At 56.9% G+C, this 25,241-nt stretch carries 20 protein-coding genes; 10 read left to right on the top strand and 10 right to left on the bottom strand.

Going from position 1 to position 25,241, the window contains the following annotated elements:
* Nucleotides 1-6 precede the first annotated feature (6 nt).
* The gene (gene rnhA, locus FGU71_RS01970; RefSeq protein ID WP_142787014.1) at nucleotides 7-462 is read left to right on the top strand and encodes a ribonuclease HI; all 456 of its coding nucleotides are present in this window, start codon (nucleotides 7-9) and stop codon (nucleotides 460-462) included.
* A 58-nt stretch (nucleotides 463-520) separates the two neighbouring features.
* Here the strand turns inward: rnhA and FGU71_RS01975 are convergent, their stop codons facing one another.
* From FGU71_RS01975 to FGU71_RS01985, 3 genes are read right to left on the bottom strand one after another with little or no spacing between them, the layout of a single operon-like run.
* Entirely contained in the window at nucleotides 521-697 is a 177-nt protein-coding gene (locus FGU71_RS01975; RefSeq protein WP_142787015.1) for a YegP family protein, read from the bottom strand.
* Nucleotides 698-738: 41 nt separating this feature from the next.
* Nucleotides 739-1,884 (bottom strand): NAD(P)/FAD-dependent oxidoreductase, encoded by a 1,146-nt coding sequence (locus tag FGU71_RS01980; RefSeq protein WP_142787016.1) that lies wholly within the window; start codon nucleotides 1,882-1,884, stop codon nucleotides 739-741.
* A 6-nt stretch (nucleotides 1,885-1,890) separates the two neighbouring features.
* Nucleotides 1,891-2,892, bottom strand: coding sequence for an alpha/beta fold hydrolase (locus FGU71_RS01985; protein WP_234035596.1), 1,002 nt, complete (start codon nucleotides 2,890-2,892; stop codon nucleotides 1,891-1,893).
* A 112-nt stretch (nucleotides 2,893-3,004) separates the two neighbouring features.
* Here FGU71_RS01985 and FGU71_RS01990 point away from each other — a divergent pair, with 112 nt between their 5' ends.
* From FGU71_RS01990 to FGU71_RS02020, 7 genes are all read left to right on the top strand, one after another.
* Nucleotides 3,005-3,487: an A24 family peptidase gene (locus FGU71_RS01990; protein ID WP_142787017.1), complete on the top strand. Its 483-nt coding sequence runs from the start codon at nucleotides 3,005-3,007 to the stop codon at nucleotides 3,485-3,487.
* Nucleotides 3,488-3,575: 88 nt separating this feature from the next.
* Nucleotides 3,576-4,634 (top strand): Flp pilus assembly protein CpaB, encoded by a 1,059-nt coding sequence (gene cpaB / locus FGU71_RS01995; protein WP_142787018.1) that lies wholly within the window; start codon nucleotides 3,576-3,578, stop codon nucleotides 4,632-4,634.
* A gap of 80 nt (nucleotides 4,635-4,714) precedes the next feature.
* Nucleotides 4,715-6,358, top strand: coding sequence for a type II and III secretion system protein family protein (locus FGU71_RS02000; protein WP_142787019.1), 1,644 nt, complete (start codon nucleotides 4,715-4,717; stop codon nucleotides 6,356-6,358).
* 19 nt (nucleotides 6,359-6,377) lie between these two features.
* Entirely contained in the window at nucleotides 6,378-7,025 is a 648-nt protein-coding gene (locus FGU71_RS02005; RefSeq protein ID WP_142787020.1) for a CpaD family pilus assembly protein, read from the top strand.
* A 3-nt stretch (nucleotides 7,026-7,028) separates the two neighbouring features.
* Nucleotides 7,029-8,312 carry a pilus assembly protein CpaE gene (locus tag FGU71_RS02010; RefSeq protein WP_142787021.1) on the top strand — a complete coding sequence of 428 codons (1,284 nt, stop codon included), beginning with the start codon at nucleotides 7,029-7,031 and terminating at the stop codon, nucleotides 8,310-8,312.
* Nucleotides 8,313-8,439: 127 nt separating this feature from the next.
* Complete coding sequence (locus FGU71_RS02015) at nucleotides 8,440-9,411, top strand: type II secretion system F family protein (protein WP_142787022.1); 972 nt, start codon at nucleotides 8,440-8,442, stop codon at nucleotides 9,409-9,411.
* Between the two features lie 17 nt (nucleotides 9,412-9,428).
* Nucleotides 9,429-10,430 carry a type II secretion system F family protein gene (locus FGU71_RS02020; RefSeq protein ID WP_142787023.1) on the top strand — a complete coding sequence of 334 codons (1,002 nt, stop codon included), beginning with the start codon at nucleotides 9,429-9,431 and terminating at the stop codon, nucleotides 10,428-10,430.
* Nucleotides 10,431-10,518: 88 nt separating this feature from the next.
* Here FGU71_RS02020 and FGU71_RS02025 read toward each other — a convergent pair whose 3' ends face one another.
* The 6 genes from FGU71_RS02025 to FGU71_RS02050 all read right to left on the bottom strand — a co-directional run bounded on the left by FGU71_RS02025 (nucleotide 10,519) and on the right by FGU71_RS02050 (nucleotide 16,519).
* Nucleotides 10,519-11,013, bottom strand: coding sequence for a MarR family winged helix-turn-helix transcriptional regulator (locus FGU71_RS02025; RefSeq protein WP_142787024.1), 495 nt, complete (start codon nucleotides 11,011-11,013; stop codon nucleotides 10,519-10,521).
* A gap of 48 nt (nucleotides 11,014-11,061) precedes the next feature.
* Nucleotides 11,062-11,934, bottom strand: coding sequence for a crotonase/enoyl-CoA hydratase family protein (locus FGU71_RS02030; protein WP_142787025.1), 873 nt, complete (start codon nucleotides 11,932-11,934; stop codon nucleotides 11,062-11,064).
* Nucleotides 11,935-11,969: 35 nt separating this feature from the next.
* Nucleotides 11,970-13,100 carry an acyl-CoA dehydrogenase family protein gene (locus tag FGU71_RS02035; RefSeq protein WP_142787026.1) on the bottom strand — a complete coding sequence of 377 codons (1,131 nt, stop codon included), beginning with the start codon at nucleotides 13,098-13,100 and terminating at the stop codon, nucleotides 11,970-11,972.
* Nucleotides 13,101-13,131: 31 nt separating this feature from the next.
* Nucleotides 13,132-14,340 (bottom strand): acyl-CoA dehydrogenase family protein, encoded by a 1,209-nt coding sequence (locus FGU71_RS02040; protein ID WP_142787027.1) that lies wholly within the window; start codon nucleotides 14,338-14,340, stop codon nucleotides 13,132-13,134.
* A 156-nt stretch (nucleotides 14,341-14,496) separates the two neighbouring features.
* On the bottom strand, nucleotides 14,497-15,282 hold the full coding sequence (locus tag FGU71_RS02045) for an SDR family NAD(P)-dependent oxidoreductase (RefSeq protein WP_142787028.1): 786 nt from the start codon (nucleotides 15,280-15,282) through the stop codon (nucleotides 14,497-14,499).
* A gap of 64 nt (nucleotides 15,283-15,346) precedes the next feature.
* A complete protein-coding gene (locus FGU71_RS02050; RefSeq protein WP_142787029.1) occupies nucleotides 15,347-16,519 on the bottom strand; it encodes an acetyl-CoA C-acetyltransferase in 1,173 nt (390 codons plus the stop codon).
* A gap of 430 nt (nucleotides 16,520-16,949) precedes the next feature.
* On the opposite strand from FGU71_RS02050, the gene FGU71_RS02055 reads away from it, so the two are divergent.
* A complete protein-coding gene (locus FGU71_RS02055; protein ID WP_142787030.1) occupies nucleotides 16,950-20,048 on the top strand; it encodes a TonB-dependent receptor domain-containing protein in 3,099 nt (1,032 codons plus the stop codon).
* 144 nt (nucleotides 20,049-20,192) lie between these two features.
* Here FGU71_RS02055 and clpB read toward each other — a convergent pair whose 3' ends face one another.
* Nucleotides 20,193-22,769, bottom strand: coding sequence for an ATP-dependent chaperone ClpB (gene clpB / locus FGU71_RS02060; protein WP_142787031.1), 2,577 nt, complete (start codon nucleotides 22,767-22,769; stop codon nucleotides 20,193-20,195).
* Nucleotides 22,770-22,954: 185 nt separating this feature from the next.
* On the opposite strand from clpB, the gene FGU71_RS02065 reads away from it, so the two are divergent.
* Nucleotides 22,955-25,177 carry an acylase gene (locus FGU71_RS02065; protein ID WP_142787032.1) on the top strand — a complete coding sequence of 741 codons (2,223 nt, stop codon included), beginning with the start codon at nucleotides 22,955-22,957 and terminating at the stop codon, nucleotides 25,175-25,177.
* The last annotated feature ends 64 nt before the right edge of the window (nucleotides 25,178-25,241 follow it).

Genomic DNA, 25,241 nt, shown 5'->3' on the forward strand with positions numbered 1-25,241 from the left:
CGAAATATGAAAAAGGTCGAAATCTTCACTGATGGCGCTTGCAAAGGCAATCCGGGACCGGGCGGCTGGGGCACCTTGCTCAGAATGGGTAAGCACGAAAAAGAGTTATCCGGAGGCGAGGAGGACACCACCAACAACCGGATGGAAATGACAGCAGTTATCAAAGGGCTAGGCGCTTTGATCGAGCCATGTCAGGTCGAAATCTATTCCGACAGCAAATATGTGATCGACGGCATCACCAAGTGGGTCGAGGGCTGGAAACGCAAAGGCTGGGTCACAGCCAGCAAAAAACCGGTCCGCAACGAAGACCTGTGGCATGAACTGATCGAAGTCGCGGCGCGGCACGAAATTGAATGGCACTGGGTGAAAGGCCACAACGGCCACGTTGAAAATGAACGGGTCGATATCCTTGCCAGCGATGCGGCAGACAAGATCGCCGCTGGCGAACCGGAAGCCGAATAGCAAACGGGCGCACCCCGCAAAGGGCACGCCCGTTTAGAACATGACGTTCAATCGCAGCCTAGCTGTTGTCTACGACATCGGCGCCCGGGCCGTTTTTCTTGATCGAATCGATCGCGTTTTGTGCAGACGACTTGCTCGAATAACCCTGCGTCGAGAACATCACTTCGCTGTTATAGCTAAAGCGGACGCGGAATTCGCCGGACTTGTCTTTATAGATTTCAAAATGATGGCCCATTATTTTTCTCCCTTTGGTGAGTGCGTTGGTTGACCGTTATGTTACATATCACCGCTGGCTTGGCTAGACTGTGACGCTGCTGCAATTGTAAAAAATCGAGACGGATTATACGGCGCAGGGTCAATACCGCGGGTCAGATCATCCGCATCATGTCCCAAGATGATTTGCGCACCCAAACGTGCGGCTGCCGGCGCAGTCTGGATACCAAAGCCGCCCTGCCCGGCGAACCAGACAAAGCCTTCTTGATGCGGATCTCGGCCATACACCGGCAATCTGTCCGGTGCGAAACTGCGCAGGCCTGCCCAGCGGCGCTCGACGGCTTCGATATGCCAGTCTGTCACTTTCTGGAACCGGTCGATCACAGTCGCGACATCAAGCTCCTCCGGCGCGGCATCGCACGGCACAGTCGGGATTTCATCATGCGGGCTTAGCCACAATCGGCCATTATCGGACTTGAAATAGAACGCGCCGTTGATGTCGAGCACCAACGGCAGATCAGCAGGCGCCGCAGGCGAAACGCGCAATTGCACGACCGTGCGGCGCAGCGGTTCGATACCAATCGGCGCGGCTCCGGCCAATTGGGCAAGATTATCGGCCCAAGCCCCCGCAGCATTGATGACTGTTTCTGCCCGGTAGGCGTCGCCCGCTTCGGTCGCGATGGTCCAGACACCGGCATCCCGGTTCAATCCGGCAATTCGGGCGCGGCAATTGATCTGCGCACCCTGCATTTTGGCTGATTTAAGGTAATGCTGATGCAGCCCGGCAACATCAATATCGGCGCAGGCAGCTTCCCAGATGGCATCACACCATTCTTTGCGAAGATGCGGCACCCGCGCGGCCATGCCGGTCCGTCCGAGGCGTTCGATGGTGACGCCGGTTCCGCTGAACGTATCTACAAACTCATCAACCTGATCCCGGTCCTCACCGCGCCCGACGTAAAGCGCCCCGCGTTCTGTCAAAAAACCGTTCTCACGCAAATAGCGGCCCGAGGCGAGCGTCAGCGGGACAACGCCGGGTCCGCCATAACATTCCTCCCAGAATGCGGCCGATCGTCCGGTTGCGTGGTATCCCGGTGCATCTTCAGCCTCCAACACCAGCACGCTGGCATATGGAGCAAGCTCCGCCGCGAGGCTGGCACCCGCCATACCTGCGCCTGCGATCGCAAAGTCGTAAATCATCTCGGCCATAGTAATTCAGCCAGAGACAGGCGGGGCGTTTTTATCGAGGAAGTCTGCAATCTTGGCCATTACGCGGTCACGCACGGCATCCACTTCGCGCAGGATTTCATGCGCGGCTTCATCGCCCAATTCCATCAATTCGGCATTGGGCAAGCGACCGGCAGAGCGCACATTGGCATCATGACTAACCAATTTGTCGGCTTTGGTCGACGCGATCAGAATGGGCGTCTTTACCTTTTCAAGCGCGCCCGGCTCTTCCAATTCACGCCATGATGCATAAGCCCGCTCAACCCAGTGCCAACTGGCAGGGCCCATGACCAATTCTGGCCGCGCCTCGCGCCACCACGCTTCATCCGCGTAACGGTCTTTATCATGCGTCAGCAATGTCGCGCGGCCCACTGGCAACTGACCGGGTTTCTCGCTCCATTTCCAAGCCTGTCTGAGCGGATCACCAACCTTGGTCATCACCTGCGCGACACCATGCAGCATCGGAATGGGCAAAGGCGGCCCCGCCATGCCGAGCATAGGCGCGCTAAGGAATACAGCGTCCGGCGCAATGCGATTATCGACCAAAGCGCGCATCACAATCTGACCGCCCATGGAATGCGCGCCCAGCACGTGGGGGCCCGGCGTATGCGCCGTCCAATCCGCCCATAATGCCGCCAGATCATCGACCCAGACATTGAAATCAGAAATATGTCCGGTCACTTCATCGCCGGCCAAACGCCCACTGCCCGCCTGTCCGCGCCAATCGGCGCCGGTTACACGCCAACCGGCGCGGTGCCATTGTTCCAGGCATTCGAGGTATTTTTCATAGGCATCACCGCGTCCCGGCAAAAACAGGATTGAGCCGCGCGGCTGCGCGTCGCCGCCTGTCGCTGCGCCCGGCCAGTCGATGCGCCGAACGGCGTGTCCGTCTGGTGCGTGCCAGATTGTCTCGCTCGCGTCAGGCGGGATGACCCGGCGATCAATGGCGGCACCTGTGGCTGGCTGATTTAAGGGCAATGCTTCACTCACTTGGATAATTTCAAGCCTCTGGGTTTGGTTACTATTTGGTAAGCACTCACCAGTAACAACACCCTTAATCGGTCCAGCCGGACAGTTCGGCGGGCCACCTTTGGGGGCTTTGATGCTTACAATGTATCTTCACTACGGTTTGCTGATTGCCTTGGCAATTGCGCTCGTCTTTGCCGCATTCACCGATATCCGCAGCCGCCAGATCAGCAATAAGCTGAATCTCGCCATCGCCATCGGTGCGCCGTTGTTCTGGTGGAGCAGCGGGCTGTCGCTATGGCCCGATATTGCCATGCAGGTTGGCGTAGCTGCCGCGGCCTTTGCCGTGCTTGCAGGGATGTTTGCATTGGGCATGATGGGCGGCGGCGATGTCAAATTGCTGACCGCGCTGGCGCTGTGGATTGAACCCAATTCGTTTGTCCAACTGATCATCATTATGGCGCTGGCCGGCGGGGTTCTGACCATCGTCATGGGCGCCTGGCATTTTCTCCAACAACAAAAAGAACGCCTCGCCATTCCCTATGGTGTGGCCATCGCTTTCGGGGGGCTTTGGGTCCTTGCTGCGAATTACATGCCCAGCACTGCCGGCATCGCGTGAACCCGATTTTAACCAATTAAGGCCTACGACATTCAACCATACCCGCCCGATCATTTTCTGAGGGCACATTTTAGGGGGCTTAGAAGCCATGGATAGGAAGAAACTGGTTCTGCTGCTTGGAGCGCTGATCATCGCGATTGGTACCGCTTTTGCTGCGCGGAGCATGTTCGCAGAAGGCGCTGCGCCGGAGGTCCTCGCGGCCCCTGAGCCAGACGGCCCGAAAGTTCTTGTTGCCAATCGCGGTCTGCCCGCAGGCACGATCATTACGGCTGATGCGCTGGGTTACCAGCAATGGCCCGAAGAACTGGTGAAGGATGCCTATTTCCTTGATGGCGAATCCGATGTGAACCAGTTGATCGGGACGGTTGTCCGTTTCCCGGTTACCGCTGGTGAGCCCCTTACTCAGGGTTCTCTTGTCAGCCCCGGCGATCGCGGCTTTCTGGCTGCGGCGCTTGCCCCTGGTATGCGCGCTGTCACTGTGCCGGTTTCGGCCCGTACCGGTGTCGCTGGCTTCGTTTTCCCGGGTGACCGCGTCGATGTGGTCCTGACCCAGCAATATCGCAGCGAAGTGACCGATCTGGAATATGAAGGATCGGAAACCATCCTCAAGAATGTCCGCGTTCTTGCCACCGACCAATCGACCGAGACGGTAACCAATGAGGAAGGCAAGACTGTTGTTCGCGCTTTCCGCACGGTCACAGTCGAAGTGACGCCGGAAATTGCCGAGCAGGTTGGCCTTGCTCAGACCATGGGCACGCTCAGCTTGTCCCTGCGTCCGCTGGCCGACAGCCAGGCAGAACTTGAACGGGCAATCGCTCGCGGTGATGTCAACATTCCCGATGGCGCAAGCCCTGAGGAAGAAGAGCGTATCTTGCGCGCTGCACGCAGCGGTCCAGTCTCTGGAAGCAAGTCTTACGAATCTTCGTTTGGCCTGTCGCAGTTCCGCCGGTCGATCCAGGTCAAAGATGAAGCGATCATCAACCGCCGGATCAAAGCACAGGAGCAAGGATATTCAGGCAGCGCTGCCAAGTCGGGCATCGTGGCGATCAATCCTGGTCCAACGGTTCGTGTGACCCGCGGCAAAGATACCCGCGAAGTCCCTGTCAACACCGGCAGCAGCAGCACCAATTCGCAGCTTGTGCGCTGAGGAGAATATCAATGTTTCGTCAGACACCACGCTTGAAATCCGCATCTGCGGACACCGGGAAATCCATGGGGGGCCGCACAATGAAGCGCCAACTTAAAGCCAAATTGCTGCTCGCGAGTATCGCCGCAGCTCCGATTGCAGCGGTTCCGCTGGCAACGGCAACGGCTCAGCAAGTCGTCAAACCATCGCAGGATATTGTCCTGTCGATCGGGAAAGGCGAATTGGTCACCATCCCCGGTTCAATGGCCGACGTTTTTGTCGCCGACGATCGCGTAGCCGATGTGCAGGTCAAATCTCAGCGTCAGCTGTACCTGTTCGGTAAAGCGGGCGGCGAGACGACAGTCTATGCCAGCAATGCTCGCGGTGATGTGATCTTTGCCGCCAACATCCGCGTTGGCAACAATATCGGAAGCATCGACCAGATGATGGCGCTGGCCATGCCAGAGGCCAACATCAATGTCGCGACGATGGGTTCAAACACCGTCCTGCTTACAGGTACAGTCAGCGCACCCGAAGACGCAGCCGAAGCGCAGCGTCTGGTCCAGGCATTTCTGGGTGAAGACGCCAATGTCATCACCCGCCTGAAAACGGCAACTCCGCTGCAGGTCAATCTGCAAGTGAAGTTCGCCGAAGTCAGCCGCAGCCTCGTCCGCGAGATTGGCGGTAACTTGACCACCGCAGACGGAACCAACGGGTTCCGCGGTGCGATCGGATCAGGCCGCGTTCTGGGCCAGGATAACGGCTTCAATTTCGGCGGACCATTGTCTGCGGGCAACGGCGCTGCCGGCGTGAGCCAGCAGATCCCGGTGCTTGACGCGATGGGCCAGTTTGTCCTTGATGATAATGGTTCGATCCTGACCGAAACACTGACAGGTCCTGCGATCGATTCCCAAGGCGGAACATCGCTTGCCGGGCTTGGCCGCCTGTTCGGTCTCAACGTTTTGGGCGCGATGGATCTGTCCGAACGTCTCGGTCTGATCACTACACTGTCACAGCCAAATCTGACCGCGCTTTCGGGCGAAACCGCTACGTTCCTTGCGGGCGGCGAATTCCCGATCCCGATCAGTCAGGGTCTGGGCAACGTCTCGATCGAATATCGCGATTTCGGTGTCAGCCTGGCCTACACACCCACCGTTCTGGCCAATGGCCGCATCTCGCTGCGCGTCCGCCCGGAAGTTTCCGAGCTGTCTACGCAGGGGTCGGTCACGCTTAACGGGTTTCAGGTTCCGGCGCTGACAATTCGCCGCACAGAAACAACCGTAGAACTCGGCTCCGGCCAAAGCTTCATGCTTGCCGGTCTGATGAGCACAAGTTCGCAAAACGCGCTCGACAAGGCCCCCGGCCTTGGCGATGTGCCGATCCTCGGCAATCTGTTCCGCAGCCGCGATTTCCGCCGCGGCGAGACTGAGCTGGTGATCGTGGTGACACCGTATCTGGTGAAACCGGTCAATGCGAGTGACATCAAACTGCCAACTGACGGCTTCCGTTCTTCAAGCGAGCTTGAGCAATTGGTTGGTTTCAAAGAACAGTCCGGCGTCTCCGGCGCAACCCGCCCCGGTCCGACTGCCAAAGATCAGGAAGCCCCGCTTCCTGATGTAAGCAATGCCGATCCTTCTGCGATTGTTCCAAACAACGCCCCGAAGAATCCGCGCCGCGCGGACACCAAAAATCGCAAGAAGAAGGACCGCACAGCAGATGCCGCGGCTCCTGGCTTCAGCCTGTAATTCGAGAAAGGTGAGAACGATGCATATCGCACGGAAAAACAAACTCGCGGGGGCTCTCGCACTCTCGATCGGCCTGGTAACAACAGGCTGTGGCGGAATGCCAACCAACACATCGCTGTACAGCACCAAACAACCGGTGGTGGAACGCACGAACTTTACGTTCGACGTCCAAACCAACGGATCCGGTCTGCCGATTGGCGAACAATCGCGTCTGAACGGATGGTTCGAAGCGATGGATCTTCGCTATGGTGACCGCGTCACTATCGAAGACCCTTCTAGCAGCCCCGCTGTTGCAGGCGCGGTCAGCGATCTGGCGAACCGTTACGGCATTCTGGTCAGCCAAACGGCTCCGACAACCGCAGGATACCTGCAACCGGGTCAGGCACGTGTGGTTATCACCCGTTCGAGCGCTTCGGTTCCGGGTTGCCCCGACTGGTCGGCGAAATCCGACATGAATTATAACAATGCCACCAGCCCTGGATATGGCTGCGCTGTGAACGGCAATCTCGCCGCCATGGTCGCCAATCCGCAAGACCTCCTCGAAGGTCAAAAAGGCTCAGGCGAAACCATCATTTCAACCGGCACCAAAGCCATCGACAGCTACCGTGAAGCACCGCCAAGCGGTTCAAACGGCCTGCTTGATGCGCAAGGCCAAGGAGGAGAATAAGTCATGAACGCTCCCTGGAAATCAGGCCTCCCCGGCAATCGTGATGCCTTTGCCGCCTATATCTGCGACGATGCAGCGCTTGATGTGCTGCGCCCGGTCGTCATTGAAATGGGCTGGCAGCCGGAAAAATGTAACAAAGGCGGCCTGCGCAATGCAGTCCAGTCGCTGTCCGTCAGCGCAAGCCCGGCCATCCTTGTGGTCGACTTGTCCGAAAGCGGCGATCCGCTCAATGATATCAACGCTCTGGCAGAAGTCTGCGAGCCCGGCACGGTGGTTATCGCCATTGGTCAGGTCAATGATGTTCGTCTGTACCGCGATCTGATCGCAAGCGGCATTCATGACTATCTGCTCAAACCGCTCAATGCGCAGCAGCTGCACGATTCGCTGAATCAGGCGCTGGCCGTTTTCACATCGCCAAAAGCCGGCGATGGCGAGACTGTCAAACGTCATATCTCGACCGCTGTTGTCGGGACGCGCGGCGGTGTTGGTGCATCGACATTGGCGACATCGCTGGCATGGCTGTTTAGCGGTGAACACGAATCGCCAACCGCCCTGCTTGATCTCGATATCCACTTTGGAACGGGCGCACTGGCGCTTGATCTGGAGCCGGGCCGCGGTCTGACCGATGCCATCGACAACCCAAGCCGGATTGACGGGCTGTTCATTGAACGCGCTATGACGCGGGCCAATGAAACGCTTTCGATCCTTTCGGCAGAGGCCCCGATCAGCCAGCCACTGATGACCGATGGATCGGCATTTGTGCAGTTGGAAGAAGAATTCCGTTCCGCGTTTGAGATGACTGTCATCGATATGCCGCGCAACATGCTGATCAACTTCCCGCATTTGCTGACTGATGTGAACCTGGTGGTTCTTGCATGTGAATTAACGCTGGCTTCGGCTCGCGACACGATCCGCATCCTGTCATGGCTCAAAACCAATGCACCGCACGCGCACCCGATGTTGGTCTGCAACAAAGCGCAGCAGGGCGTATCGGAGATCAGCAAGGCCGATTTCGAAGCCTCGATCGAACGTAAGATCGACTTCACGATCCCCTATGACATCAAGGCCGCATCGAATGCTGCCAAGTTGGGTCAGGTGTTCGTTGAAGCCAACAAATCGAGCAAGGCCACGTCGGTAATCAAGCAGATTGCCGAACGGATCATGGGCGCAAGCGAGGAAGACCTCACGGCAGTCGTCGAAGAGAAGAAATCGCTGCTTGGCGGTTTCGATCTGAAATCGCTGCTTGCGAAGAAGGATAAAACGCCAGCGCAGGAACCAGCCGAATAGGCTGTTGCTCTCGGCGCGAACGGGCTTTGCATCATGCTTTGCCCGCTCGCGCAGGGTCGCAAGTGGCCCAAACTGGCAGAGCTGTGATGAACGCAGCGCGATGTGTTGAACAAGGCGGGATGCTATAATGGACTTTACCCAAACCCTGCTCATTACCGGCGGCATTTTTGCTGTGATACTGGTGGGCTATTTTGCCTTCACCGGATCGGGTGCGAGCTCGGCGCAAAAACGCCGCCTTGATGCGCTGCGCTATCGACATTCCGAAAGCACCGATACCAAAGTGGAATCGCAGCTTAAGAAAGCGATCGCAGCGCGCAAACCCAAAGCGCACCGGATCGCTGGATCGGGCTCTCGTATTGAAGCATTGGAAGTGCGGCTGGACCGGACCGGGAAACCGTGGACGGTTACGCAATATGCCTATGCCTCTTTGGGCATCGCGGTTGTTGTTGCGATGGCAATCTTCATGCAAAGCGGCGCGTTCCTGCTGTCGGCAGGCGTTGGTCTGTTAATCGGTGCAGGTGTGCCGCACCTTGTCGTGGGTTTTCTGATCGGGAAACGCACAAACGCGTTTAACGACAAATTCCCGGATGCCATTGAATTGCTGGTGCGCGGTCTGCGCTCCGGTCTTCCCGTGACAGAAACCCTTTCTGTGGTTTCGACGGAGGTTGATGGACCGGTGGGCCTCGAATTCAAAGGCATCGTTGAACGGATCAAGATCGGTAAAACGATGGAAGATTCGCTTCAGGAAACAGCCGACCGTCTGGGCATTCCCGAATTCAACTTCTTCTGCATCACACTCGCGATTCAACGCGAGACCGGTGGTAACCTGGCAGAGACCCTTTCGAACCTTGCCGACGTGCTGCGCAAACGTTCGCAGATGAAGCTCAAGATCAAAGCGATGAGTTCAGAGTCAAAAGCCTCTGCCTATATCGTTGGCTCGCTGCCCTTCATCGTCTTCGGCCTGATTTACATGATCAATCCGAGTTATATTGGCGGTTTCTTCTATGAAGATCGCCTGATTATCGCCGGCCTTGGCGGGCTTGTCTGGATGAGCATCGGGGTCTTTATCATGGCCAAAATGGTCAATTTCGAAATCTAAGCGGGAGGAACACAATCATGCTTGATCAACCCGCAGGTCCAACTCTGCTCGGCTTTGACGTTATTCTCGTCGGGACCATTCTGGCCGGATTGGCTGCCTTTGCTGTGGTGCTCGCAATCTATGCGGCGGTCACAATCAAGGACCCAATGGCCAAACGCGTCAAAGCACTTGAAGCGCGGCGCGACGAATTGAAAGCAGGCGTTATCAGCGCCGGATCGAAGAAACGCACCAGTCTGGTCCGCAAGACCGACAAGACTGACCGGATCAAAGAACACCTCAACAGCATGAAAGTGCTGCAACAGAGCCAGCTCGAAGTGATCCAGCAAAAACTGGCGCATGCAGGGTATCGCAACAAAGAGCTTGCCGTGTACATCATCGGCGCGCGGGCGATTTTGCCGGTCATCTTTGGCGGTCTCGGCTTTCTGGGCATTTATGTCATGGAAATGTTCCCGGACTGGGGCCCAATGACCCGTCTGGGCGCGCTGGCCATGATGCTGTTCCTGTCTTACAAAGGCCCGGAACTGTATCTGTCCAACACCGCATCAAAGCGCACCAAAGAGATCCAGAAAGGCCTGCCGGATGCGCTCGATTTGCTGGTCATCTGTGCCGAAGCCGGTCTAACCGTCGATGCCGCATTTAACCGCGTGGCAAAGGAACTGGGCCGCGCTTATCCCGAGCTGGGTGACGAGTTCGCGCTCACGGCGATTGAACTTTCGTTCCTGAACGAGCGGCGCGATGCGTTTAACAATCTGTCTTACCGGGTCGATCTGGAAGCGGTCAAAGGCGTGGTAACCACCATGGTTCAAACCGAACGCTACGGTACACCATTGGCCAGCGCGCTGCGTGTTTTGTCGGCCGAATTCCGTAATGAGCGGATGATGCGCGCCGAAGAAAAAGCCGCGCGTCTGCCCGCGATTATGACAGTCCCGCTGATCCTGTTCATTCTGCCGGTTCTGTTCATCGTGATCCTCGGCCCTGCGGCCTGCTCGATCTCCGATGCTTTGATCAACAAAGAATAGACACGGCGTAAAAGCCAACCCGAACAAACGGGGCTGTGCACACCATAAAATGGGCCGGTCAGGTATATTTGCCTGATCGGCCCTTTTGCTATTCGGAAGATTGACCAAGGATGCCCGCGCGCGCGCGCATCCGGCTCAACAATTCGCGGAACTGCGCGCGTTCTTCGGGTGCGAAACCTTCAAACAATTCCTGCTGTGTTGCGACCGCCAACGGCATGACCTCCTGATGGATTGCCATGCCCTCTCCGGTCAATTCCAGCAGGTGCGAACGCCCATCGCTTTCATTGGGAACACGCCGGATAAGCCCGCGCTCCTCCAACACTTTGCAGGCGCGGTTTACGGCAACCTTGTCCATCAAAGTCGCCTGGGTGAGCGCCTGCTGCGTCGCTGCCGCAGTCTCGCTATCACCCAGCACCGCCATGACCCGCCATTCGGGTATCTTGAGCGCAAAGCGTTTGCGATACCGTTCAGAGATCAGATCGCTGACAGCGTTGGAAGTGATCGAAAGCTGATAGGGAAGAAATTCGGCCAGCCGCCAGTCATCCCGCGTCGGCTCAGAATTGTCGTTTGCAGTCGTGCTCATGCGAAAGGTTTCTCATGAAACCAAACGCATTTGCAAGACCCCATGATCTTACTTGTACGCGCGCTCATCCCACCAGGGATAGAAATCGGGCATGTCTTCGCTGACTTTCGCGGGATATTGCGGGGGGCGTTTTTCGAGGAAACTGGCAATGCCTTCCTTCGCGTCGGCACCGCGCGAAAGACGATAGATTGCGCGGCTATCAATCTTGTGCGCCTCCATCGGATGGTCCGCGCTCATAAGGCGCCACATCATCGCGCGTGTCATCGCCACCGATACAGCCGAGGTATTCTGTGCGATCTCGCGGCCCAGCTCACGCGCAGCTTGCATCAGGCCGCCTTGCGGGTGGATTGATCGCACGAGACCGCCTGATTTGGCTTCTTCGGCATTAAATACGCGGCCCGAATAACACCATTCAAGCGCCTGAGAGATGCCGACGATCCGCGGCAGGAACCAGCTTGATGCGGCCTCAGGCACAATCCCGCGCCGCGCAAAGACAAAGCCATAGCGCGCATTCTCGCTGGCCAGCCGGATATCCATCGCCAGCTGCATTGTCGCGCCAACACCCACGGCCACACCGTTGCACGCCGAAATCAGCGGTTTTTTGCTTTCAAACAACCGCAAAGTGAGCAAGCCGCCGCCATCGCGGACACGCTCGTCAGACAAATCATCAACCTGACTCGGGTCGGAGAATACGTGTCCCCCGCCCTCCGGTGTCAGGTCCGCTCCGGCGCAAAAGGCACGCTCGCCGCTGCCAGTAAAGATGACTGCGCGCACGTTATCATCCGCGTCGATATCATCCATCGCCGCTATAATTTCTGCACCCATCGTGCGCGTATAGGCATTCATCTTGTCCGGGCGATTGAGGGTGATGGTCGCGATGCCATCGGCTTTCTCAACAACGATCTGAGTGTAATCGGTCATGTTCTTCTTTCCTCAATCGCCCGCGGCAGATGGTTTTATGAAAGCGCGACGTGGCGCTTCATGTGGTGATCGACATTGCCGAATTCGTTTTCGAAAATCGTCAACCGCTTGAAATAGTGGCCGATCGCATATTCATCGGTCACGCCGTTGCCGCCGTGGATCTGCACAGCTTCCTGACCGACCAGACGCGCTGCCTGCCCCACGCCCACCTTGGCGGCGGAAACGGTGCGTTTGCGCTCTTTGTCGTCCGTGCCAAGTTTGAGCGTCGCGAGGTAGGTCAGCGAAACCGACGTTTCATAGGCCGTGTACATATCGACCATACGGTGCTGGAGCACCTGAAACTTGCCGATTGGCACGCCAAACTGTTTGCGCTGTTTCGAATATTCGACCGTCTGCGCATGGGCGACCTTCATTGCGCCGCAGGCCTCTGCACAAAGCGCGGCGATTGCCTCGTCAGCCACCTTTTCGATCAACGGCAGCGCCGCCCCCTCTTCCCCGATCAGAGCATCAGGGAGAACCGCGACATTTTCGAAATACACTTCCGAAGCGCGGCGGCCATCGACCGTTTCATAATCGCGGGTGACAACCCCGTCGCTGGACTTGTCGATGATGAAAACACTGATGCCCTGCGCATCGCGCTGGTCACCTGATGTGCGCGCGGTGACGACCAGATGGCTCGCCCAAGGCGCGCCGATCACAACGGCCTTGTGCCCGTTCAGGACAAAGGCATCGCCATCTTTTTTCGCGGTCGTTGTCAGGTTAGCGTAATCGCCTCGGCCCTGCGGTTCGGCATAGGCAAAGGCGAAAACACGCTCGCCGCTGATGATTGCGGCCAGATGGTCTTCTTTCTGGGCCTCGGTGCCAGCGTGTTTAAGGAACCCGCCAGCGCATACGACAGTCGGCACGAACGGTTCGACCACCAGCCCTTTGCCGAATTCTTCCATGATCACCATGGAATCAATCGCGCCGCCGCCAAAGCCGCCATCGTCTTCGCTAAACGGCATCCCAAGGATACCGAGCTCTGCCAGCTGCGCCCACACTTCGGGACGCCATCCGGCTTCGCTTTCAATCGCTTTACGGCGCGTTTCCCAGTCATATTGCTCGCGCACCATGCGCGACAATCCGTCACGCACCATTTCCTGTTCTTCGGTGAAGTTAAAATCCACGTCTGTTTCCTCTCAGTCTCTCTCGGTGCCGTTAGAGGCCGAGGATCATTTTCGTGATGATGTTACGCTGGATCTCGTTTGACCCGCCATAGATCGAGGTCTTGCGCATATTGAAATACGTCGCTGCCGAATGGTGCGCGTAATCGGGGCCGATGGGGTACTGGTTCGATCCCTCATCCCCGGACAGGCCCGCAATGTTGCCATAATACGGCGTGCCATAACTGCCGACCGCTTCCAGCGTCAGTTCGGTCAGACGCTGCTGGATTTCGGTGCCCTTGATCTTGAGGATCGAGCTTTCCGGTCCCGGACCCTTGCCCGCCTGTTCGCCTGCCAGCGTGCGCAGCTCGGTAATTTCAAGCGCGGCGAGATCGATTTCAAGCTGGCTGACTTTGCGTGCAAAATCGAAATCGTTGATCAACGGCTCGCCATCGAGAAGTTCCTCGCCCGCGATCTCGCGCAGACGCTCTACCCCGCGTTTGGAACGGGCAACACCGGCAATCCCGCTGCGCTCATGCGCAAGCAGGAATTTGGCATAAGTCCACCCCTTGTTCTCTTCGCCAACAAGGTTTTCGACCGGAACACGAACATCGGTGAGCCACGTTTCGTTGACTTCGTGCCCGCCATCCAGAAGTTTGATCGGCTTCACTTCGACGCCCGGCGTCTTCATGTCGATCAGGATAAAACTGATGCCTTCCTGCGGCTTGGCGGCATCGGGAGCGGTGCGGCACAGGAAAAAGCCCCAATCGGCATATTGCGCCAAAGTCGTCCATGTCTTTTGCCCGTTGATCACATAGTGATCGCCATCGCGCACAGCGGTGGTTTTCAACGAGGCAAGATCAGACCCTGCGCCCGGCTCTGAATAGCCCTGACACCACCATGTTTCGCCGCTGCGAATACCGGGAAGGTGCTGAGCTTTCTGTTCTTCATTGCCAAAGGTGTAGATCACCGGACCAACCATCGACACACCGAACGGAAGCGGCATCAGCGCGTTGACGCGCGCATTTTCTTCGGACCAGATATAGCGCTGCGTCGGGGTCCACCCGGTGCCGCCATATTGTTCCGGCCACGCTGGAACAGACCAGCCCTTTTCACCGAGAACTTTGTGCCAGGCGACGAAATCCTCGCGCGACAGGTCTTCTCGCATTCCGGTATCGCCGAGATGCTTGGGATAGTTCGCTTCGATAAACGTGCGGACTTCCTCGCGGAACGCCAATTCTTCGGGCGTGAATTCAAGGTTCATGGTGGTCCTCTCCTAGGAAACGTGGTTGCTTGATTGCTCAAGCAGATTCGGTGCGTGCGGCGTCTTGGATGCACGAATTGAACCGCTACCGCCGGTATTAGCAACCCGGACAGCAGCGGTTCTGATCAAATCAACGCCTGTTATCAATGCCCCTTATCAACGGGGTGCCATGCGGATCGCACCGTCAAGACGCACATCTTCGCCGTTGAAATAGCCGGTTTCGATCATGCACATGGCGAGCTTTGCATATTCTTCAGGTTTGCCGAGCCGTTTCGGGAACGGGACCGATGCGGCCAGCGCCTCTTTAACTTGCGGCGGAGCTGCATTCATCAGCGGAGTTTCAAAGATACCTGGCAAGATGGTGTTTACGCGGATGCCTTCGCGCATCAGATCGCGCGCAATCGGAAGCGTCATGCCAACAACGCCGCCTTTTGATGCCGAATATGCCGCTTGGCCGATCTGACCGTCTTCGGCAGCGACCGAAGCAGTGTTGACCATCGCGCCGCGTGCGCCTTCTTCGTTGATGGGGTCGAGCGTCATCATGCCAGCCGCCGATTTGGCGATACAGCGGAATGTGCCGATCAGGTTCACCTGAATAACGAAATCGAACGCCGAGATGGGGAAATGCTTGATTTCGCCTGATTGTTTATCGCGGCTGGCCGTTTTGATTGCGTTGCCGATACCGGCGCAGTTCACAAGGATGCGCTCTTGACCGTGCGCTTCGCGCGCTTTTGCAAAACCGGCATCCACGTCGTCATCGCTGGTCACATTGACCTTGCAGAACACCCCGCCAATCTCGGCGGCCATGGCTTCGCCCTTTTCTTCGTTCATGTCGAAAATGGCAACTTTTGCGCCTTTTGCAGCCAGCGCGCGCGCTGTTGCCGCGCCAAGGCCCGATGCGCCGCCAGTGACAACGGCTGGTGTGTTTGCAGATACTTCCATGGGGTATTCCTCTCAGATTTCAGGGTAATTCTGGTGGCCGCAGCGCCGGTAAACGCCAATACGCCTACAGCGATTCAACGATGGTGACATTGGCAACTCCGCCGCCCTCACACATCGTTTGCAGTCCGTACTTCTTGCCATGACGCTTAAGCCCGTGGACCAAAGTCGCCATCAATTTCGTGCCGGACGCGCCCAGCGGATGACCTAGCGCGATCGCCCCGCCATGCACATTGAGCTTTTCCGGATCTGCACCTGTATGCTTAAGCCATGCCATCGGCACCGGCGCGAATGCTTCATTCACTTCATACAGATCAATATCGTCAATTTTGAGGCCCGCGCGTTCAAGCGCCCTGTCCGTCGCGAACAATGGCTCTTCAAGCATGATGACGGGATCGCCCGCTGTGACCGTCAGATTGTGGATGCGGGCCATCGGAGTGAGATTGTACTTTTTAAGCGCGGCTTCGGAAACCACGAGCAACGCCGATGAACCATCGCAAATCTGGCTGGCGCTTGCAGCTGTGACCTTGCCGTCAGGGGCAATCAGTTTGACACCGGCGATACCTTCTAGTGTGGCGTCAAAACGGATGCCTTCATCAACCGTGTGCATCTCGGTGCCCTCGGCGGTTTCGATCTCGATCGGTAGGATTTCGTTCGCAAACGCTCCGGATTCTGTCGCCGCGATCGCGCGCTTGTGGCTCTCAAACGCAAAAGCATCGAGCTGATCCTTGGAAAAGCCATGCTTGTTGGCGATCATTTCCGCGCCCATGAACTGGCTGAATTGAACACCCGGATATTTGGCTTTGACGCCGGGTGACATATAATTGCCCAGACCTTCTTTCATATGAAGCGTCATATTGGTGCCCATGGGCACGCGGGTCATGCTCTCGACCCCGCTCGCAATCACCACATCCTGAGTCCCGCTCATTACAGCCTGAGCAGCGAACTGAATTGCCTGCTGCGATGATCCGCATTGGCGATCAATCGAAACAGCCGGTGTGGATTGCGGAAGCAATTTGGACGCAAGAACACCCATGCGCCCGATTTGACCAGCCTGTTCACCAGCCTGACTGACGCAGCCCGTCACGACATCATCAACTGCGCTGGGATCGATCCCACTGCGTTCGACCACGGCATCAAGTGATTTGGCGAGCAGATCGACAGGATGGATTCCGGCCAGACGACCACCGCGGCGGCCTCCGGCTGTGCGAACGGCGTCAACGATATAGGCGGTAGCCATCAGGGGTTTCCTCTCACGTAAAGTTGCTGTTTGCCACTGACTATGGGAGCACGAAGCCGGAATCAAGCGCACAAATATCGGAATGCCATCGCGCGGCGGCGATTGCGCGCGTAACGGATGAAACCAAGGCATCTATATCTACAGAGCGCCTCCAATTGAGCCTCAAACCCCCGGTTTCGAGGCTCACATTGCCGCCTCCAGGGCGCAAATAATGCGAAAACCGCGCTTGATCGCAGACTTTGCCGCGCAATTTTCCGACCGATTTTTTGAAAGAATTGCGCCCCTACGCACGATAATGTTGCATTTGCGCTACGATCTGGGGGGTCTTGTCAGCAAATTTCATCGAACCCTGCGACTAAGGTTGCAACCCTTGCCCGTCATTGCTTTTAGGGGGATCGCTAAAGATTTAGCTTCACTAGGGGACTATTAGATGAAAAAGCTTACCTCAGCTTCTGCGGCAGGTCGCGCACGCTTTTATGCGGGTGCCGGTCTTGCTGCCATGTCGCTGGTAGCGGTCGCTTCGCCGGCAGCTGCCCAAGACCAAGACGATGACGGCGCCGCCGTTGTTGACGTAGCCGACAATTCAACTGCAGACGCTGGCCAGTCCATCGTTGTTACCGGTTCGCGTATTCGCAACCCTAACGTTGAAAACCTCGAGCCAACCCAGTTCGTTGATGACACATACATTCAACAACGTAACTTCATTAACGCTGCAGACGCTCTGAACGATCTCCCGATCGTTCGCGGCTCGGTCACGCCAGATGGCAACCAGGGCTCCAGCGGCGTTGGCGTTAACTTCATCAACATCTTCGGCCTCGGCTCGCAGCGTTCGTTGACACTTCTCAACGGTCGCCGTGTTGTTTCGTCGAACTCGCCAGCAAACGCTGGTCTCGCCAACCCAGGCGTACAGGTTGACGTTAACATCATCCCGACCGCTCTGATTGAGCGTATCGACGTTGTGTCGATCGGTGGTGCTCCTGTTTACGGTTCGGACGCTATTGCCGGTACTGTCAACTACATCCTGAAAGACGACTTTGAAGGTCTCGAGCTTGGCGCAACTTCGGGTATCACCGAAGAAGGCGACTCGTTCCGCTTCCAGTTCACCGGTACTTTCGGCACCAACTTCGCTGACGGTCGCGGTAACATCACTGTAAGCAGCTTCTACTCGCAGCAAGAAGGCCTCCTGAACAACCAGCGCGAATTCCTGCGCGCCGGTATCGCAAACTGCTCGAACGAAACACTCGCTGATGGCGTTACACCGGCATTCGACCGTTCGCTGTACATCAACCCGAACATCGCACCTGATGCTGGCGCCGGTGACGGCAACCCAGGTTTCGTGCTCTGCCCGGCCTTCAACGTTGCCAACCTCAACCAGAACGGCGTTGTCGATCTGGCTGGCGGTTTCACATCGTATTTCAGTGAAGCGGCACGTGCGAACAACTTCACGTTCAACCCAGATGGCACGCTTCGTCCGTACCAGCCGGGCATCCAGAACCGTTCGATCTTCGAACTTGGCGGCGACAGCTTCCAGTTCCCTGATTTCGAACAGGTTACTTCGGATCTCGAACGTTTCAGCACTCAGGTCTACGCGAACTACGATCTGACAGACAACGCCACACTGTTCTTCGAAGGCATGTACTTTGAATCAGTGGGTACGAACCTTGTTGAGCAACCAGGCTTCAACTCGACGTTCCTTGGTGGTCGTCTTGGTGCGGTTACATTCCGTCTCGACAACCCACTGCTGACCGATCAAGCGCGTTCGGTTCTGGCTCGCACCGGTCAGGACACTTTCCGTCTTGAGCGTGTGAACCTTGACCTTGCCAACACATCGACCAGCACAGAAAACCAACTGATGCGTTTTGTCGGCGGTGTCCGCGGTGAATTCGATGCTCTGGGCGATCTGCCTTGGAACTACGAAGTCAGCCTGAACTACGGCCGTTCGAAAATTGTTGACCTTCGTCAGGACATCAATCTTCAGAACTACGTAAACTCGCTGAATGAGTGCCGTACGGACCTCACCTTCAACGCTTTCGCTAGCTCGGGTCTCGACCCGATCGCTGACGCAGCCTGTGTTCCTGTTAGCCTGTTCGGCGCAAACACAGCTTCTGCTGAATCGATTGATTACATCACCTTCCAAAACCGCAACGTTTCGACCCTTGAACAGTACGTCTTCAACGCCAACGTCGGCGGCGACCTGTTCAAACTCTTCGACAACTCGGTATCGTTCAACGTCGGTTACGAATTCCGCCGTGAAGAAGGCTTCTTTGACGCTTCGGAAGAAGCTGAACTGGGCCGTGGTATCGACGCTGCTGTTGCAGACGTAGGTGGTGCGTTTGAAGTTAACGAAGTGTTCGGCGAAGTCTTTGTACCGGTGATTACACCTTCGAACGACTTCTTCATTAACCGTCTCGATGTGTTCGGTCGTGGTCGCTATGTCGACAACTCGATCAACGGCGGCTTCTTCGCATGGAGCGCCGGTGGCGCATTCGGCATCGTTGAAGACGTTACGTTCCGCGGTAACTACACCAAGTCGTTCCGTGCACCAGCAATTGCCGAGCTCTTCGCTCCGCAAATCGCTACTCGTGGCTTCATCGGTGACTTCTGTGCGCCGGGTAACCGCAATGCGGGCGCCGTTCCTGAAACACGTAACCGTAACTGCACGGCCTTCCTCGGCGCGTTCCCGAACGCAACTCCGTTGATCGCTCAAAACGTTTCGGTTCCGATCCTGACAGGTGGTAACCCATCACTTCGTAACGAAGTCGCGGACAGCTTTACCTTTGGTGTAGTGATTGAACCACGTTGGATCCCCAACCTGGCCATCACTGTCGATTACATCGACATTGAAATCGCTGACCCGATCGTGAACCTGACAGCCGGTGCTATTGCTGGCGCTTGCTTCGACAACGAAAACTTCGACGTCAACGATCCTGCCAACGGCAACCAGTTCTGCTCACTTATCCGTCGCGACGCCGATGGCCAGGTGGTCAACGATCCTGTTAACCCAGGTGTGACAACTGGTACCGTTAACGGTGCTCTGATTGAGTATTCCGGTATCGAAAGCACGATGAACTATCGTACCAGCCTCGACGGCATCAGCTTCCCTGGTGATCTGTCGATCCGCGGGTCGATGACTTACGTTCGTGAGCGTATCACCTCCTCAACCGGTGTTAACGTTCAGCGTTCAGATGCAACCGTTGGTGACCCTGAGTTCCGTGCACAGCTCGGCGCTCAATACACCGTAGACAATTACGGTATCGGTACCGTGGTTAACTACACTGGTGAGCAGCTGGCATCGCGGTTTAACCGCGGCGATAGCCCGAACGACACTCGTGAGTTCGACCAGTACGATGACTTCGTAACCGTTGACATGAACGTCTTCTTCCAAACCGAAGATGACTTCCGTTTCAACTTCAACGTAACCAACCTGCTCAACCGTCAGGGCCAAGAATATTTCGGTATTCTGATCCCGGCCGTGATCAACGACGCATTCGGTCGTCGCTTCACCGTGAACGTCACCAAGGCGTTCTAATCGAAGCAGGTTTTACCTGAACAAAAAGAAGGGCCCCGGGAAACCGGGGCCCTTTTTCGTTTCAGGTCCAAATTATTTGAAGGCTCCGAAAGGCGGCACAATATGCATCCGCCTTTCCGCAAGCCCCGATGGTTCTTATTAGTTTTAGGCAGGTGTCATTTTGAGCTCGCCGTCGCCCTCATCGACTTTCAAGGTCATGCCATCGGTCACAGTGCCTTCAAGCAACATTTCCGCCAGCGGATCCTGCAAGTAACGCTGCACAGCGCGTTTCAGGGGGCGCGCGCCGTATACCGGATCATACCCCACCCTACCGAGCCAGCGCAGCCCCGCCTCGGTCAGATCAATCGTGATCTTCCGGTCATCCAGCAATTTCTGCACCCGTTTCACCTGAATCGCGACGATTGGTGCCATGTGCTCCATCGCCAAGCGGTGGAACAGGATGATTTCATCCAGCCGGTTCAGGAATTCGGGGCGGAAATGGCCGCGCACAACATCCATCACCTGATCCTCGACCTCGGTCACCTTTTGATCGTCCGCCAGATTCGACAGGAACTGGCTTCCCAAATTCGATGTAAGAATGATCAGAGTGTTGGAAAAATCGACTACGCGGCCCTGCCCGTCGGTCAGACGGCCATCGTCAAGCACCTGAAGCAGCACGTTGAAGACATCGCTATGCGCTTTCTCCACCTCATCAAACAGCACCACCTGATACGGGCGTCTGCGCACGCTTTCCGTCAGCACGCCGCCTTCATCATATCCAACATAACCGGGAGGCGCTCCGATCAGCCGGGCGACGGAGTGTTTCTCCATAAATTCGCTCATATCGATCCGCACCATGGCGCTGTCATCATCGAACAGAAAACCCGCCAACGCCTTTGTCAGCTCGGTCTTGCCGACACCGGTCGGGCCGAGAAACAGAAAACTGCCGAGCGGGCGGCCAGGATCTTGCAACCCGGCGCGCGCGCGGCGCACGGCTTTTGAAACTGCGGCGATGGCATCGCTTTGCCCGATTACCCGCTTGCCAAGGATATTCTCCATATCCAGCAGCTTCTCGCGTTCGCCTTCCATCATCCGTTCCATAGGGATGCCAGTCCAGCGCGCGACAACGCCTGCGATATCTTCCTCTGTCACTTCTTCGCGCAGCAACGCGTCATCGGTCAGATCTTCTGCGGCTTCCAATCGCTTTTCCAGGTCAGGGATCGTGCCATATGAAAGTTCGCCTGCCTTCGCGAGATCGCCCGTCCGCTGCGCTTGCTCCAGTTCAAGCCGCGCCGCGTCCAACTGCTCCTTGATCTTGCCCTCGGCTTCGATCTTGTCGCGTTCATTCTGCCAGCGGGTCGTGAGCTCAGACGAATCTTGTTCAAGATTAGCGAGCTCATCCCGCAGCGCCTTGAGCCGGTCACGCGATCCGGCATCGTCTTCTTTTTCGAGTGCAGATTCCTCGATCTTGAGCTGGATAATCCGGCGGTCAAGCTCGTCAATTTCCTCGGGCTTGGATTCGACTTCCATCCGGATGCGCGAGGCGGCTTCGTCCATCAGATCGATGGCTTTGTCCGGCAGAAAACGGTTCTGGATATAACGATCAGACAGCCGTGCAGCGGCAACAATGCTGCCGTCGGTGATCCGCACACCGTGGTGCAGCTCGTATTTGTCCTTGATCCCGCGCAGGATCGAAATCGTGTCTTCAACGCTCGGCTCTTCAATGTAGACCGGTTGAAACCGCCGTTGAAGCGCAGGGTCTTTCTCGACATACTTCTGATATTCATCGAGCGTGGTTGCGCCAATACAGTGCAGCTCTCCCCGTGACAGCGCGGGCTTCAGCAGGTTGGAGGCATCCATCGAGCCTTCGCTTGCGCCTGCTCCGATCAACGTGTGCATCTCGTCAATGAACAAAATGATCTGACCGTCTGCATTCTTCACTTCGTCCAGCACCGATTTTAGGCGCTCTTCAAACTCGCCGCGATACTTCGCGCCGGCAATCAAAGAGCCCATGTCGAGGCTCATCAAAGTGCGCCCTTTCAGACTGTCTGGAACATCACCATTGGCAATGCGCAGCGCCAGCCCTTCGGCGATGGCGGTTTTACCGGTGCCCGGCTCGCCAATCAGCGCGGGGTTATTCTTGGTCCGGCGGGCAAGGATCTGGATCGTCCGGCGGATTTCCTCATCCCGGCCAATAACCGGATCAAGTTTACCATCGCGCGCGGCCTGTGTGAGATCGCGGGCAAATTTTTCCATCGCATCATACGTGCTTTCGGCGTTGGCACTATCGGCCTTTTTACCGCCGCGCAGATCCTCGATCGCCGCATTCAGGCTTTGCGGGGTGACACTCGCCGCTTTCATCGCCTCGCCCGCCGCGCCCGGCGCCAGCGCAAGTGCGGTTAGCACGCGTTCGACGGTCACATAACTGTCGCCTGCTTTATCCGCGAGTTGCTCTGCAGAATCGAGCGCGCGCACCGCGTCATTATCCAGCCCCGGCGTTTGCTGCGCACCGCCGCCAGTAACCGCAGGGATCTTTGACAGCCCCGCATCGACTGCGCTGACAGCCAAGGTCGCCTCGCCGCCGGCACGCTGGATCAATCCGGCCGCCATGCCTTCTTCGTCTTCAAGCAACGCTTTCAGCAAATGCAGCGGTGTAATGCGCTGATGGTTCATTCGGATCGCGACGGTTTGTGCGCTTTGCAAAAAGCCTTTGGCGCGGTCGGTAAATTTCTCAAGATTCATGGGGCCTGATCCCTTCGTCTGCATGCATTTTGATCGCGCGATATCATGCGCAAGGTGTGTTACCTGAATAGGTGGGTGGGAATTGTGAGCTTTGCAAGTGCCGGGGTTCTTCCGCCCTCGCGCTTGACCTGCCCAACCGCGCAGGCGATGATCGCGGTAACGAGAGACCGGGAGAATACACATACATGGCTTGGGTTAAACGCAGCGCTTTCACGCTGATCGTTCTGTTGATCATCGCATTCGTCATTCTGGCCACGTGGGAACCGATTGCGGCGGGCAGCAGCGATGCGCCGGCAGATCGGACCTATTCTGCGGAAATCATCCGCGATGAATTCGGAGTGCCGAAGATCTACGGAAAGACCGATGCCGATGTCGCGTTTGGTGTGGCAATTGCTCAGGCAGAGGATGATTTCTTCACCCTGCAAGATGTCGTCGCGATGAGCCGCGGGCGGTATGGCGCGATTGCGGGGGAAGAAGGCGCGACGTTTGATTATGTCTACCATCTGCTGGATGCGCGCGGCACCGCGAGCCGGGAATACCCGAAACTTCCCGAAGACAGCCGCGCTTTGTTTGAAGCCTTCGCCAGCGGCCTTAACCAATATGCCGAAGATCACCCAGATGAAGTGAAATTGAGCAATCTGTTTCCGGTCAACGGGGAAGATGTCGCGGCGGGATTTGTCCTGCGCCAGCCGTTTTTCTATGGCCTCGCGAATGTCGTGGGGCCGCTGGTCGAAGGCGGCGATCTGCGCCGTGAATTTGGACCGGATATTCCTGGATTTCCCAGAGAGGGATCGGAACCAGCGAAAGAGGCCGGTACCGAAAGCATGGCGAAAACCGGCATTCATCCGCTGCCTTGGGGAGAGGACGCCGCGCTGCTGGGTTCAAACGCATGGGCGGTTTCGCCAGAGAAATCGGGCGGCCCGACCACGTTGATCTCTAACTCGCATCAGCCGCTGCGCGGCGGTGTTGCCTGGTACGAATTGACCGTAGAAAGTGAGGAAGGCTGGCATTTTACCGGTGCGAACTTCCCCGGATCGCCTTTTCCGTTCCTTGGTCATAACCGTCATCTGGGCTGGACCAACACCGTGAACCGCCCCGACATGGTGGATATCTACAAGCTGGAAATGAACGATGCGGGCGACCAGTATCGGCTCGACGGGGAATGGCGCGATCTGGAGACGAAGACGGTGTTCCTGCCGGTTCGCATGGGGCCGGTTGTGCTACCGATACCTCGCAAAGTGCATCGCAGCGTTCACGGACCCGTGATCGAGAATGACAATGGCTTCTTCGCGGTGCGTTACGGCGGTATGGAAAGCGTCGAGCAGCTAGATGCCTATTACCGGATCAACAAGGCAACCAATTTCGAAGAATGGCAGACGCAGATGGCCCGCATGGCGATCCCGTCGACCAACTTCATCTACGCCGATGAAACGGGCAACATCGCCTATGTCTATAACGCGGCGATCCCTGACCGGCCCGAAGATGTGAAGGCCGACTGGCGCAACGTGCTGGATGGCACTCGCTCGGACCTGATCTGGGAAGGCGCAGTCGATTATGCTGAGCTGCCCAAGGTCATCAATCCGGCCTCAGGCTGGCTCTATAATGCCAACAATGAGCCATTCACTGCGGCAGGAGCAGCAGACGATATTGCCCGTGACAGCGTTTCGCCGATCCTTGGTGTCGAAGAAAAACAGACCAATCGGTCACGCCGCGCTTACAAGCTTTTGTCCGAATCCAGCCTGCTTGACCGCGCTAATCTGGAGCGGATCAAATATGACACCTCCTATGAGCGCGAAGGCTATGTTGCTGATTTGTGGGACGAGATTGAAGCGATGGATAGCTTCTTTACTACAGAGCCTGCGGGAACCGGGGAAGCGGCCGAGCTTCTCAAGAATTGGGATTTTACCGCTGACGGCAAAGGCCGCGCAGACGCTCTTGCCTTGCTGATGATCCGCGATTTCATGTCGGCGGAGTATCAGAACAAGAGCGAAATGCCCGATGTACGCGAGATGCTGCACAAGGCGGTCGAGCATCTGACGGAGCATTTCGGCCGGATTGACCCGCCAATGAGCGACCTGCTGCGTTTGCGCCAAGGTGAGGTCGATCTGCCGCTGGATGGCGGATCAGACACTTTGCGCGCTTCGACCACATGGGAAGTGCACGAAGACGGGCGGCTCAGCCTCGTTCACGGTGACAGCTTTATCCAGTGGGTTGAATGGAACGAGGGCGAGCGCGTCTTCTCACGCTCGATCCAGCCCTTCGGTTCAGCGATCACTCGGCCCGAAAGCCCGCATCACACCGATCAAATGCAGCTGTTCGTCGATCATAAATTGAAGCCCGTCTATTTTTGGCGCGAAGATGTTTTGGCGAACGCCAAACGGCGATACACCGTAACCAATTCCAATTGATCCATTGTTGAAAATCGTCGGTTTGCGCACCACATAGCAAGCTATTGAAATTCCTAAGGGGAGA

The sequence above is a fragment of the Erythrobacter insulae genome (assembly GCF_007004095.1).
Classification (GTDB): Bacteria; Pseudomonadota; Alphaproteobacteria; order Sphingomonadales; family Sphingomonadaceae; genus Erythrobacter; species Erythrobacter insulae.